This window comes from Asticcacaulis sp. (genome assembly GCF_051954415.1).
In the GTDB taxonomy this organism is placed as follows: Bacteria; Pseudomonadota; Alphaproteobacteria; order Caulobacterales; family Caulobacteraceae; genus Asticcacaulis.
In genome coordinates, this window is sequence record NZ_JBQCHT010000007.1 from 36,590 (window position 1) to 48,939 (window position 12,350).

10 protein-coding genes and 1 tRNA gene are annotated in these 12,350 nt (G+C 60.9%); 9 read left to right on the forward strand and 2 right to left on the reverse strand.

Features of this window, described 5'->3' with window-relative positions; translation table 11 throughout:
- Window positions 1-132 precede the first annotated feature (132 nt).
- From ACTHND_RS02105 to ACTHND_RS02135, 7 genes are all read left to right on the forward strand, one after another.
- Entirely contained in the window at window positions 133-831 is a 699-nt protein-coding gene (locus ACTHND_RS02105; RefSeq protein WP_440175627.1) for a hypothetical protein, read from the forward strand.
- A gap of 135 nt (window positions 832-966) precedes the next feature.
- Complete coding sequence (locus tag ACTHND_RS02110; RefSeq protein WP_440175628.1) at window positions 967-1,725, forward strand: M48 family metallopeptidase; 759 nt, start codon at window positions 967-969, stop codon at window positions 1,723-1,725.
- Between the two features lie 8 nt (window positions 1,726-1,733).
- The gene (locus ACTHND_RS02115; RefSeq protein WP_440175629.1) at window positions 1,734-2,054 is read left to right on the forward strand and encodes an energy transducer TonB; all 321 of its coding nucleotides are present in this window, start codon (window positions 1,734-1,736) and stop codon (window positions 2,052-2,054) included.
- A gap of 80 nt (window positions 2,055-2,134) precedes the next feature.
- Window positions 2,135-2,210 (forward strand) — tRNA-His (locus ACTHND_RS02120).
- Between the two features lie 111 nt (window positions 2,211-2,321).
- On the forward strand, window positions 2,322-3,401 hold the full coding sequence (locus ACTHND_RS02125; protein WP_440175631.1) for an NAD(P)/FAD-dependent oxidoreductase: 1,080 nt from the start codon (window positions 2,322-2,324) through the stop codon (window positions 3,399-3,401).
- A 54-nt stretch (window positions 3,402-3,455) separates the two neighbouring features.
- On the forward strand, window positions 3,456-4,391 hold the full coding sequence (locus tag ACTHND_RS02130) for a transglycosylase SLT domain-containing protein (RefSeq protein WP_440175632.1): 936 nt from the start codon (window positions 3,456-3,458) through the stop codon (window positions 4,389-4,391).
- 104 nt (window positions 4,392-4,495) lie between these two features.
- A complete protein-coding gene (locus tag ACTHND_RS02135; RefSeq protein WP_440175633.1) occupies window positions 4,496-6,538 on the forward strand; it encodes a M13 family metallopeptidase in 2,043 nt (680 codons plus the stop codon).
- A gap of 17 nt (window positions 6,539-6,555) precedes the next feature.
- Here the strand turns inward: ACTHND_RS02135 and ACTHND_RS02140 are convergent, their stop codons facing one another.
- Window positions 6,556-8,364 (reverse strand): ATP-binding protein, encoded by a 1,809-nt coding sequence (locus ACTHND_RS02140; RefSeq protein WP_440175634.1) that lies wholly within the window; start codon window positions 8,362-8,364, stop codon window positions 6,556-6,558.
- Between the two features lie 247 nt (window positions 8,365-8,611).
- On the opposite strand from ACTHND_RS02140, the gene ACTHND_RS02145 reads away from it, so the two are divergent.
- On the forward strand, window positions 8,612-9,796 hold the full coding sequence (locus ACTHND_RS02145; protein ID WP_440175635.1) for a DUF2336 domain-containing protein: 1,185 nt from the start codon (window positions 8,612-8,614) through the stop codon (window positions 9,794-9,796).
- A 37-nt stretch (window positions 9,797-9,833) separates the two neighbouring features.
- On the opposite strand, the gene ACTHND_RS02150 is transcribed toward ACTHND_RS02145, so the two are convergent.
- Window positions 9,834-11,192, reverse strand: coding sequence for a hypothetical protein (locus tag ACTHND_RS02150; RefSeq protein ID WP_440175636.1), 1,359 nt, complete (start codon window positions 11,190-11,192; stop codon window positions 9,834-9,836).
- Window positions 11,193-11,409: 217 nt separating this feature from the next.
- On the opposite strand from ACTHND_RS02150, the gene ACTHND_RS02155 reads away from it, so the two are divergent.
- A complete protein-coding gene (locus tag ACTHND_RS02155) occupies window positions 11,410-12,294 on the forward strand; it encodes a DUF2336 domain-containing protein (protein WP_440175637.1) in 885 nt (294 codons plus the stop codon).
- The last annotated feature ends 56 nt before the right edge of the window (window positions 12,295-12,350 follow it).

Consider the following 12,350-nt stretch of genomic DNA (forward strand, 5'->3'; position numbering starts at 1 on the left):
TTTACCAGAGCAAGAAAAGTAAATCCCATATACTCGTTGATGCAGGTGCGTGCAGCATTGTATCGGTGATGTTTTTACCGGGCGGGCTGTAATCCCTTCTGCGTGGTTTTGTAATCATGGAGGAGATTTATTATGACCGAGGCTGTGCACAGCTTTCACTCGCCTATATTTGATGCGCCAAGATCAAAACAACTGCCACCGTCTTTCTATTGGGGCATATTGTTTGCTGTTCTGCTGCATCTGGCCTTGTTGTATTACTTCTTCAACCAGACCTTCACCACGGCCATAGTCGAAAACCCGCCTGATCCGCCATCAACCGTTCTGGAATTCTACAAGCCTCCCTTGCCGCCACCGCCGCCTGATCCGGCACCGGCGCCCAGGAATGTCATTGTGGCACATCCCCCTGTCGCTGAAGCGCCGCCGACGGTCCCGACCGTACCGCTTGATCCGCAGGTGGTGGCAAAGCCTGATGATGGCGCAAAGGTGCCGCCCATCATCAGCCCGGCATCCGGCGACTCGTCTTCGTCAGCCCCTGCCAATCCCTATGTCAAGGCGCGCTGGACGCGCTTCCCTGATGCAAACGCCCTGGGGCAATATTACCCGTCGCGCGCGGCAGATAACGAGGTCGAAGGGACGGCCACGGTCGAATGCACGGTGCTGGACAATGCAGGCCGCGTTCACTGCACGGCCTTGTCTGAAAGCCCCGGAAACTACGGCTTCGGCCCGGCCACGGTCCGGATGGTCCAGGACAAGGGGCGGGTTGATACCAGCCAGGGCGATGTGAAGATCGGTTCCGTGCTGCGGACCACCGTCAAATGGCAACTGAACTAAGGTGTGAAACCCAGAGAGGCGCCCCGGACATTTGTCCGGGGCGTTTTTTCATGCGCAAACACATGTTCTTTTTATCAGTGACCAGCTAGGGTGGTCAAAAGTGACACTGGTGACATGACATCTGAGGGAAATACCATGAGGCGTTATCTGAAACTGTCCGTGCTGGGACTGGCGCTTTTAGGCGGCGGCGCCCTGACAGGCTGCGAAACCAATCAGACGCTGGGGCGGTCGCAATTCCTGCTGGTCGATGACGCGGCCCTGGAGCAAAGCGCGCTGGCGGCCTGGCAGCAACAACTCAAGACGGCGAAAATTTCAAAAGATCCGGTGCTCAATAAACGCATCCAGACGGTCGGGGCGCGGATTGCCGCGGCATCCGGGTTGGGCGCAACCGGCTGGGAATATGTGCTGTTCGATGATCCTCAGCCCAATGCCTTCGTCATCCCCGGCAAGAAGGTCGGTATCAATACTGGCCTGTTCAAGGTGGTGAAGACGGACGACCAACTGGCGGCGGTGATCGGCCACGAAACGGCGCACGTTCTCGGCAAGCACGCGGCCGAACGCGCCTCGCAGCAGATGGCGGCACAAGGCGCGCTTCAGGTGGCGACGGGGGCCACCAAGGGCAATGTGCAGAAGGTGATTTCGAGTTATGGCGGGCTGGGCGCCCAGTTGGGCATCCTGCTGCCATACTCCCGCAAGCATGAATCCGAAGCCGACCGCATTGGTGTCGATCTGATGGCGAAGGCGGGCTATCGCCCCAGCGCCGCCATCGAGGTCTGGCAGAACATGATGGCGCAGAATTCGGGGGCGCCACCGGAGTTCCTGTCGACTCACCCGTCCGACAAGACACGCATCAAGGACTTGCAGGACTATATCGCGGCCAAGGGATATAAGTAGGAAGCCGTATGACAAGGTTTTATCTGATCAGCCTGCTTGCGGGCCTTGCCATGCTTGCCCCCTTTGTAGCGACAGCAAAAGACTATTATCCGGACCGTGCGCTTGAGGTAGAGGTCAATGGCGTCGCAAATATCGACTGCGTGTTGCAGGCAGACGGCAAGGTCAAGGATTGCGTAGTGGTGAAGGAGACGCCGGCGGGTTACGGCTTTGGCGAAGCGACCATCAGGCTTTTTGAGGATCAGTTTGACCTGAACCAGCAAAAAGCGGCGGACAAGTCTCATAAGCCGGGCGATCATATGACTTTCACCTATCGGTGGGAACTGCACTGATCTGAATCTTGTATAAAACGCATATAAGGGCTTGATTGAGGGGCCGGGCCATATTAGAGGATGGCCCCTCGCGTTAGCGTGCCGCCTTAGCTCACTTGGTAGAGCGCCAGATTGTGGCTCTGGAGGTAGCCGGTTCGAAACCTGCAGGCGGTACCATAACGTTTTTTTGGCGCGTTTTTCCGGCACGTTCTTTTACGACATCCGGATTTCCCTGAAATGTCAGATTGCCGCATGGCTTCCCCGGGCGGAATCGCGTAGGTCGTCCTCATGACGCAATCCGTTTCCCGATCAGTCATTGTTGTTGGCGCCGGCATTACCGGCCTGACGATTGCGGTTGCCTTGCAGGCGAGTGGTCACAAGGTGACGCTGATTGCCCGCGATGCGCCGGAAGATACGGCTTCGGGCGTGGCGGCGGGGATGATCGCGCCGGCCATGGAAGCGATGAACAATTCTGATCCAGCCTTGAGTTTTCAAAGGCTGAAGGCGGCGCAACAGGCGTGGCATGATCTGATGCCGCTGTGGCCGGAAAGCCTGCGCTTTTTGTGGCCGGAAGTGCTTCAAGGGCACAGCTACTTCGTCTGGCCGGGCGGGGCAGGGGAGGTGCCTGAAAGCCTGCGTCTTACGGGAGTTGAACTGGCTCCCATTTCCGATGACCTGCGACATGGGCTTGGCATTCAGTCGGAGATGTCGGCTATGCGTGTATCCGGCGACGGCAATGTATCGGCCATGACCCTGCTGCAGGCGTTTGAGGATCACTTCCGGGCGCTTGAGGGAGTCATGGTGCGGGGAATGGTCGAGCAGGCAGAGGGTGGCCGTGTCCATGTCGCCCATATCGGCTGGGTGGCGGCGGATGAGATTGTGATTGCCGCCGGTTATGATAGCCATCTATTAGGCATAGATGATCTGTCGCCCATCAAGGGGCACCTGCTCGATCTGCCGGCCAGCCGGCCGCCGGTCGTGCTGCGGGCAGCCGCAGGTTATCTGGCCACGCGCACTGATGGTGCCCGCTTTGGCGCTACCATGCAGGCGGGACAGTCTGATCTCGATATAGAGCCGGAGGTGGTCGCTGATCTCAAAAGCCGCGCCAAAGCCCTGTTTCCCGACCTCGAACTTGAAAACGTCGTGCCGCGCACCGGCATTCGCGCCTCCACGCCGGATGGCTGGCCGCTTATCGGCCGTGCCCCGGCCTCTGGTATGCTGGTCGCCACGGGGATGCGGCGCAACGGCTATGTCTTCGCGCCTCTGGCAGCGAAGATTATTCTGGCCCTGGTCGAGGGCCGGGAAAGCCCTGATGGCGGCATTTACAGACCGGACCGCTTCCGCAACCCGGAAATTAATACACGTTAAACGCATATTAACCACGCGGGCGGCAAAATCTGCCGATCCGCAAAGGGTGTGTTGATGCGTAGCTATATTCCGCAAACGGTTGATCCGAATATCCTGAGCCAGATGGCTGACCAGATGAGCCGTGGCGTCAGCAATACGGCGCGCCAGGCCGGTACCGGCGTCATGGGGGCCTTGCAGCGCGCGGCCGATGCCACTGGCGTGGATTTCAACTACCTGGTCAAGACGGCGACGCGGGAAAGTTCGCTGAACCCCAATGCCAAGGCGCCGACTTCATCGGCGGCGGGTCTGTTTCAGTTCATCGAACAGACCTGGCTGGGCGTCGTCAAAAACCACGGCGCCAAACATGGCTATGGTGCTTATGCCGACCAGATCAGCAAGGGGCGGGATGGCCTATATCACGTCAGTAACCCGGCGGCCCGCAAGCAGGTGCTGGGCCTGCGTTATGACGCCAATGCCAGTGCGGTCATGGGGGCGGAACTGACGGCGGGCCATGCCGCCTATCTCAAGGGGCGCATCGGCCGCGACCCGACCCAGGGTGAGCTGTACGCGGCGCACTTTCTGGGACCGGATGGTGCGGCCAGCCTGATCAGTGCCAGCCAGAGCCGGCCTAACGCCATTGCCGCCAATCTCTTCCCGGCGGCGGCGCGGGCCAACCGCAGTATCTTCTACAGGAACGGCCACGCACTCAACGTCACAGACGTGGTCGCTAACCTGACGCGCACCGGCGGCTCATCGACCGTCACCGTTCGCCCGCTGGCCCCGGTCGACGACAGCGCCGCCGGCAATACCCTGCTGGCCGCCCGCTGGGACAAGGTCAAGGCCGACCAGGCGATCATGAACATGGTCTTTGGCAGCGATGGCCAGCAGAGCCTGCTGTTTGCCACGCAACTTATGTCGGCCTTCGGTCCCGGCGAGGAAGGGGATGGCGACAACAGGCCCGGTGACAATTCGGATGGTTTCGACAAAGCCTTCGGAAACCTGATGGGATAAAAACCGGGCTCCCGATGGATTGCTGTTTTGTAATTTGACTTTGTGACGAAACAGTTCGTCACATATGAGACAAAACAGAACGGCAACCCTGGTGGGAGATGGTCATGAAAAAGCTTCGGCTGGTATTCGGCACGGCAATGGCAACGGTGTGGCTGTGCGGCGGCGCCCTGGCGCAGGATCACACGGTCGATCTCAAGGGGATCGATTCGACAGTCAGACCTGGCGATGACTTCTATAAATACGCCAATGGCGCGTGGATCGCGGCGACCGAAATCCCGGCCGACAAGTCATCCTACGGCCCTGGCGCTGTTCTGGTCGAAAAGACCAATGACGAGGTCAAGGCCCTGATCCAGAATGCGGCCGCAGCTTCGACAGCCAGCGAAGGCCAGCGCAAGGTGGGCGATTACTATGCCGCCTTCATGGATGAAGACGGGATCGAGGCAAAGGGGCTGGCGCCGCTCAAGGGCGATTTTGATGCCATCAATGCCATCCGCGATACCGCCTCATTGTCGGCCTATCTTGGCAGCCAACTCCGGGCCGATGTCGATGCGCTGAATGCCACCGACATGTACACGGATCATGTCTTTGGCATGTGGGTGCAGCAGGGCTTTGAAGACCCGGACCACAATATGCCTTACCTGATGCAGGGCGGGCTGGGGATGCCGGACCGCGACTATTATCTGGAAGACTCGGCCGAAATGGCCGGCCTGCGTAAGCAGTACCAGGCGCATATCGTCTCGACCCTGACGCGGGCCGGAATAAAGGATGCCGAAATGAAGGCGGCCCAGATCATGGCGCTGGAAACGGCGATCGCCAAAAGCCACACCACGCGTGTCGATTCGATCGACGTCCACAAGGCGAACAATCCATGGAAGTCGTCCGATTTCGCCATCAAGGCGCCGGGCATGGACTGGGCGGCCTATTTTAAGGCGGCGGGGCTTGAAGGACAAAAGGATTTCATTGTCTGGCAGCCCTCGGCGGTCACCGGCGTGGCGGCACTGGTCAGGAGCCAGCCGCTGCCGGTCTGGAAGGCGTACCTGACCTTCCGCACCCTTGAACATTACACGGCCGTGTTGCCCAAAGCCTATTATGCCGACTATTTCGCCTTCTTCGGCACAGCCATGACCGGTACGCCCAAGCCGCGTGACCGGTGGAAGCGCGCGATCAGCGCCACCAATGGTGCGCTGGGCGAGGTGGTCGGCCAGATGTATGTCGAACGCTATTTCTCGCCCGAAGCCAAGGCGAAGATCAATGCTATGGTCGACCAGGAACTGGCCGCCTATCACACCCGCATCGAGAACATCACCTGGATGTCGCCGGAAACGCGGCAGAAGGCGCTGGCCAAGCTGGCGACCTTGAAGGTCGGGGTCGGCTATCCGGACAAGTGGACCGATTACTCGGCGCTCAAGGTCGATCGCAGCGATCCGGTCGGCAATATGAAGCGGGCGGAGACGTTCAATTACCAACTGAACCTCGCCCAGTTGGGCAAGGCGCCGGATCGCGGGACATGGGTGATGACCCCGCAGACGGTCAATGCCGTCAACCTGCCGATGATGAATGCGCTGAACTTCCCGGCGGCCGTCCTGCAGGTGCCCTATTTCGATCCGCAGGCCGACGCGGCCTACAATTTCGGGGCGATCGGCGCCACCATCGGGCACGAAATCAGCCACAGTTTCGACGATCAGGGGGCCATGTTCGATGCGCAGGGGCGACTGGCCAACTGGTGGACACCGGATGACCTGGCGCACTTCCAGGCAGCCGGCGCGGCCCTGGCCACGCAGTATGACGCCTATTGCCCGTTCGAGGGCGTCTGCCTGAACGGCAAGCAGGTCCTGAGTGAAAATATCGCCGATGTGGCCGGCCTGTCGGCGGCGCATGACGCCTATCTGCTGTCACTTGAAGGCAAGCCCGACGTGGTCAAGGACGGCATGACCGGCGATCAGCGGTTCTTCCTGGCCTTCGCTCAGAGCTGGCGCGCCAAGGACCGTGAGGCGGCGCTGAAACAGCAGATACTGACAGATGGCCACGCGCCGGACGAATATCGCGGCGACACCGTGCGTAATCTCGATGCCTGGTATGCGGCGTTCGATGTCAAGCCGGGCGACAAGATGTACCTGTCGCCGGAGAAACGTGTCCAGGTCTGGTAAGGGTTCAGGGGCCAGGTTTAGGCCAGTGCCCGCACGAGGGCTTCCCGATTGAGCGGCATCAGCAGGGCGCGGACTCCCAGTGCGTTCAGGGCCTCGGCTTGCTGGCCGTCCGGCAGCAGGGCGATGATATTAAGATGGGCGTTGGCTTGAGTGGCGCGCAAATTCTCAAGCCAGGCCGCCAGCTTTTCGCGGTTGGCGGTGTTGTCCAGCGCCTCGAAGGGGCCGGTGCTGATCAGGCAGGCATCGACCGGCGCCTTTCTGGCCAGGGTCAGGGCACGTTCGCGCGTGGTTGAAGTCAGGCATTTGTGGCCCTGATGCTCCAGCACATCGCGCAATTGCGCCGCGCGCAGGCTGTCATTGGCAATCAGCAGAATGCGCAGGGAATGATCGGGCGCGGTCTCTTCCGTCTCGGGCTCGGCCGGACGCGGCGGTGTCTTGGCGTGCCGGTCGAAAGGCAGATCGAGCCAGAATTTCGAACCGACATCGAGCGTGCTTTCCGCGCCGGTGCGGCCGCCCATGAGTTCGCTTAAGGAACGCGACAGGCTGAGGCCGAGGCCGGCGCCCGAATGACCGGAGGAGGTGCGCAGGATACGGCTGTGCGGTGCGAAAGCGAGCGCCAGTTCTTCCTCGCTGAGGCCCGGACCGGAATCGACCACCTCGATGCGCAAATAGCCTTCGGGCAGGTGGATCAGTTTCAGTTCGACCCGGCCCTGCTGGGTATAGAGCAGGGCGTTGCTCAGCAAATGCGCCAGGATCTGTTCGACGCGATGCTCGTCGCCACGGACGGCGCCTTCGGCCGGCAGGCCCTGCATATTGCTGGTGAAAACCAGGCCCCTGGTGCGGGCCAGATCGGCGAATTGCGCCATCAGGCGCTCTACGAGCAACTCGATATCCAGCGGTTGCAGGTCAATCTCGATCTGGCCGGCGGCGGCGGTATCGTTATCCAGCGTGGTGACGAGTATGGTTTGCAGATGGGCAATTTCGGCGAGGGCGGCGTCGACATACTGACGCGGCGCCGGGGCCCGCGTCAGGTGGGTAAGTCCCTGCAGCAGGTTTTGCTCGATGCCTTTCAGGCCGCTCTGCACCTCGCGGGACAGGGTTTCCATCAGGGCCACCCTGGCTTCGTTGAGGGCTTCGGTATCCGCGCGGGCCGCTTCGCGTTCGAGCGCGGCATCGAGCTGGGCGTTCTCCAGCAGGTAATGTTCCTGCATGTGGCGGTTGAGGATAAAGGCCATGGCCAGGGCCAGGGCCATGCCGCCGATCATCGGCTGAGCCAGTGTGCCGGAAGAATCGAGATGATACAGGGCAAAGACCGGCCCGGCCGCAGCGAGCGGGCCCAGGGTCAGCAGGAAAATCAGCACCGGCGCGCTGAAAAAGATGATGCCGACCGCCGCGCCGGCGCAGAGCAGAAGCAGGGTGGCCGTATGGGGGCCGGCGCCAATGCTGAGCGATATGGCGAGAAGCGTCAGGGTCCATAGTCCGCCCGCCAGCCACTGCCGCCACAGGCGTTCGCGGATCAGGCCGCGGCGGATGGCGGCATCCGGCACGGGCACGGGTGTCATGCGGCGGGCCGCCTGGCTTTTCATCATCATGAAGACGGTCCAGTTGATGATGAACAGCAGCATGAACAGGCCCGTCAGCCACACGGGCAGGGCGACCTGGGTCGTCCACAGGAACAGCGGCAGCCCGATGCCGAAGAAGCCGAGCGCGTAGGGTGCCAGCCGCCACTGCGCGATCAGGCCGTAATCAAGCACGATGGAATCGCGTGAGGCGCCGCGTGGAAGCGGCGCTGGCTTGCGGGACAGATCAGGGGTGAAGGCGTTCATACGGCTGAGATTAACAGGTGTTTGTTGCCGCCCGGTTACCTTTGAAAGCAGGATATAAATTTTTGATGTGGTTTTGTGAAAGGCGGAGCGCATCTGATTCCCTTGCCGGAAACGGGTCGTGAGGCGACGAGGCAGGCTTTTTGCCTTATCCATCATGGTAAACAGCGCGGCAACTGTGCCGATAAAGGTTTCATTAGGATTCCGGCGCGACACTGTATTTTCAAGCCTTTCGCAGGGATTCGCCATCATGACCGCCGGTAATATTCTCACTCAGCGCGCCAGTCTGTCCGACCTGGATATCCAGCGCCTGGTCCGCAGCGAAAATGCCGATGATCGCGCGGTTGCCACGCACAAGATCTGCCGGGCCATGGAGCGCGGCGGTTTGTCAGAAGGTGACCGCCGGGCCGCGCAGGAAATCATCCGTATGCTGGCCCAGGATGCCGCCGAACTGGTGCGCCGCGCCCTGGCCGTCACCCTGCGCACGTCCGAGCTTCTGCCGCACGATGTCGCCATGAAGCTGGCCCAGGATGTGATCACGGTCTCGGTACCCGTCTTGACCCATTCGCCCCTGTTCACCGACGAAGACCTGGCCGACATCATCCGTTCGGGCGGGCCGGTGCGTCAGGTCGCCATTGCCAAGCGTGATGCGCTGTCGGAGGTCGTTACCCTGTCCCTGGCGGATAATGGCGTCGAGGAAGCCGTGGTCATCGCCTGCGCCAATGACAATGCCCGTTTTTCCGAAGGCGGCATGAACCGGGTCATGGACCGCTTCGGTACATCTGAAGTGCTGCACAGCGTCCTGGTCAATCGCAAGACCCTGCCGGTTTCCATCAGCGAACGCCTCGTCAATGTCGTCAGCGCGGCCTTGCGCGAACAACTGATCTCGCAGCACGCGATTTCGCCGGAAACGGCTGTTGAAATCGTCAATGCCACGCAGGAGCGCGCCACGGTGGACATGGCCGACCAGGCTGGCGCCAGTTTTGATCCGCAGGGACTGGCGCATCACCTGATGATCTCCGGCCGATTGACGCCGTCGCTGATGCTGCGGGCACTGGCGCGGGGGCATATTGGTTTCTTTGAGCACGCCCTGGCCGAGCTTTCGGGCGTGCCGCATGAGCGTACCTGGCTGATGGTGCATGACGCCGGCGCCCTGGGCCTGCGCGCCATCTATGACCGCGCCGGCCTGCCGGCCCGCATGTTCCAGACCTTCCGCATGGCGGTCGAGACCTTTCATACCCTCCAGGCCGAAGCCGGTCATCTCGATCCGGTCCGGATGCAGGAACGCCTGATCGAACGTTTCCTGACCCAGGTGCCGTTTGCGCCGCGTGAAGACCTGATCTATCTCTATGAGCGCCTTGACCGTGACAGCAAGGGACGCCGGTGGCATCGCGCGGCGGAAACTGGCGATGGGCTTACGCGCTCAGCCGCCTGATTTTAAAAATTTCTGATTGCAGATTGGCGCCGGAAGTCTAGCTTCCGGCGTCTTCCGTTACGGCAGGTGCGTGCGACCTGGGCGACATCAGGGCGGCGGTGCGCATACTGGCGTGGGTGACGCCGGCGAGCCGCGCCACGGCCATCTGGCGATAATTGTCGAAGCCTTGAACCATGCAGGCGCCGGCGGATACCTTTGCCACGGCGGCGAGGGCGCCGAGATAGTCGCGCAGATTGTCTTCATCGCGCTTGGCGCCGTCATATTCAACGCAGACGCCCGACAGGCCGCATTTCGCCAGACCGGCAATCACCTTGCGATCGGGGCTGACCGAGCCGACCACGGTCATGCAGAAAGGTTTGATCAGGGACACAATTTCCAGCACCCGGTGCGGCGGTACGCCATCCAGGCCGCGAACCTCGAACAGGACTTTCAGGCCCATTTCCATGGCGGCCTTGTGAACCTCCTGGGTGATCCTCTGCCGTGCCCGCGCCGAGGCGAAGGTCGAAAAAGCGGCGGGCACGACCATCATCATCTTGCGCTGTTCAGGCGAGCGCAGTTTCAGCAGTTTCAGGCCCTGGTCGATATTCAGGATATCGACCATTTCGCGCAGGCCCCAGTCGAGATTGGCCAGGGCCTTGCGGTCGAGCAGGGTGTTGTCGAGGTTTTCCATCACCAGAGATTCGAGGCGATGGCCGATCAGGACCATCTTCTTCATCTCGAACAGAGGCTCGATCGAACTGGCGACCTTGAGATTGCGACCGGCATGGGACAGGCTGGTGGCGACAATCAGCGGCCGCTGCCCTGCGGATGAGCCGCCGTCAGCTTTTGAGTCATCGCCGGAAAATCCATGGCGCGCCTTGATCGGGGCGCTTTCGGCTTCACCGGATGGAAAATAGGTGGCGAGATCGATCTTTTTCAGTGAAAGACGGTCAACATCCTCGGCCAACACGTCATAAAGCGGAATTTCCAGCGCCGACATGTCGCCGACAAAAAAGCTGCAAAGCTCGCGCCAGGTCTCTGCCATGAACAGGGCGGCCTTGCGGGAGCCGGTTTCCGGCAACATGCCAAGCCAGCAATCCTGATTGATCGGGATGCACCAGTTGGGCTCAGGATGGGCGCGTTCAAAAGCCAGCTTCAGATGATCGAAAACCTGTTCGCGCTTGTCTTCCCACTTGGCGCCCAAGCGAACGATCAGCGTATCGAGCTTCAGCAGGAAGGTATGGCCATTGATATCGACATGGGTTTCCCTCAGACGCTCGATGATTTCGACGGCGTCGTCATGCTCGATAATGAGCGCCTCGCGTCCGCTGGAAATCGGAGACGGCATGGCGGCAGGGCCGGCACTGGCCGGCTCGGATATCGGTGCCCTGGGGGTTTCCTGAGACGTATCGGACATGGATGTCCTTTTTATGGGTACACTGAACAGAAACCCATCCTAGCGGCTGTCAATTGAGACAACCTTAATACCGCTCGTATTTTTCAAATATAACGATGTTGTTTTAACTTGTGGTTGAGCTGCCGGTATTGTGCATTGGCTATTAAGCAAGTCTTCACCCTGTTTTGTCAGATTCCGTTAAGCACGATTCTTTGCCATTTCAGGTTTAATCCCGCCCTTGTCCGCCCTGCCGCTCGCCCTTTTCTCGGAAACCAAGCCAGGCTTGCCGCAACTGAGCGTAGCGCAGCCGGAAGGGCCTGCGCCACGCGATTTCCGTAATGCCGGGCTCGCCCTGGTGGCGCGTCCCGCGCTGTGTGAAACCCATGAGGCGGCTGACCTTTCGCCCGGTGACCTGATCCGGTCCGATGAAGACCTGGTGGTGCGCCTGTGCCGGTTGCCGGTCGATCTGGCAGCACCGCTGTTGCGCGCCTCCCTGCCGGCTTTGACGCCTCAGGCGCTTCTGGCCCTGATTGCGGCGAGCGGAGAGGCGCATCATCGCCTGATCGCCGCGCGGCCTGGCCTTGACTGGAAGGTGGTCAAGGCTCTGATCCGCACCAACAATGACGGGGTAATGGCGGCGCTTATCGGTAATCCGGCCCTGTCGTTCGATGAGGAAGACGAGCTTTCATTTGCGCGCCGAGCGTCTGAAAATCCCGATATCCGCGCCGCCATCCTGGCACATGAGGCCCTGCCTGTCGCCAAATCTCAGTTGCGCCTGAACTATGGCAACGGACAGGCGCACGGCAATCTCAAGCTGATCGCCCTGGTGCGCGGTGGGGAGGCGGTTGGCTTCGTGCGCGAACTGGCCCGGCGGCTGAAACTCGATCGGTCTGGTCTGGGCCGCGTCCTGGCGACGGAATCGGCGGTGCCGCTGGCCCTGGCCTGTTGCGCCGCCGGTCTCGATCGCGCCGTATTCCTGCATATCCTGATGGTCTGGCAGTCGGCCTATGAGGCGGCGCCGCAAATGACGGAGGGGCAGAAGCCCCTGGTTCTGTCGATTTTCAGTCTGACCGCCGCCGAGGCGCGCCGCAGGTTAGCCGTACTGATCGATCAGGCGCTCTGATTTGCTTAGACTTATCGGCGAAAACCGGCTTAGATAGGCACAAATTCACCGTCAAA

Excerpts from the sequence above, each read along its gene's own strand:
- ACTHND_RS02145 (WP_440175635.1), top strand. The coding sequence starts at position 8,612 with ATGACCGCCGGTAATATTCTCACTCAGCGCGCCAGTCTGTCCGACCTG.
- ACTHND_RS02130 (WP_440175632.1), top strand. The coding sequence starts at position 3,456 with ATGCGTAGCTATATTCCGCAAACGGTTGATCCGAATATCCTGAGCCAG.
- ACTHND_RS02125 (WP_440175631.1), top strand. The coding sequence starts at position 2,322 with ATGACGCAATCCGTTTCCCGATCAGTCATTGTTGTTGGCGCCGGCATT.
- ACTHND_RS02110 (WP_440175628.1), top strand. The coding sequence starts at position 967 with ATGAGGCGTTATCTGAAACTGTCCGTGCTGGGACTGGCGCTTTTAGGC.
- ACTHND_RS02115 (WP_440175629.1), top strand. The coding sequence starts at position 1,734 with ATGACAAGGTTTTATCTGATCAGCCTGCTTGCGGGCCTTGCCATGCTT.
- ACTHND_RS02140 (WP_440175634.1), bottom strand. The coding sequence starts at position 8,364 with ATGAACGCCTTCACCCCTGATCTGTCCCGCAAGCCAGCGCCGCTTCCA.
- ACTHND_RS02150 (WP_440175636.1), bottom strand. The coding sequence starts at position 11,192 with ATGTCCGATACGTCTCAGGAAACCCCCAGGGCACCGATATCCGAGCCG.
- ACTHND_RS02135 (WP_440175633.1), top strand. The coding sequence starts at position 4,496 with ATGAAAAAGCTTCGGCTGGTATTCGGCACGGCAATGGCAACGGTGTGG.
- ACTHND_RS02105 (WP_440175627.1), top strand. The coding sequence starts at position 133 with ATGACCGAGGCTGTGCACAGCTTTCACTCGCCTATATTTGATGCGCCA.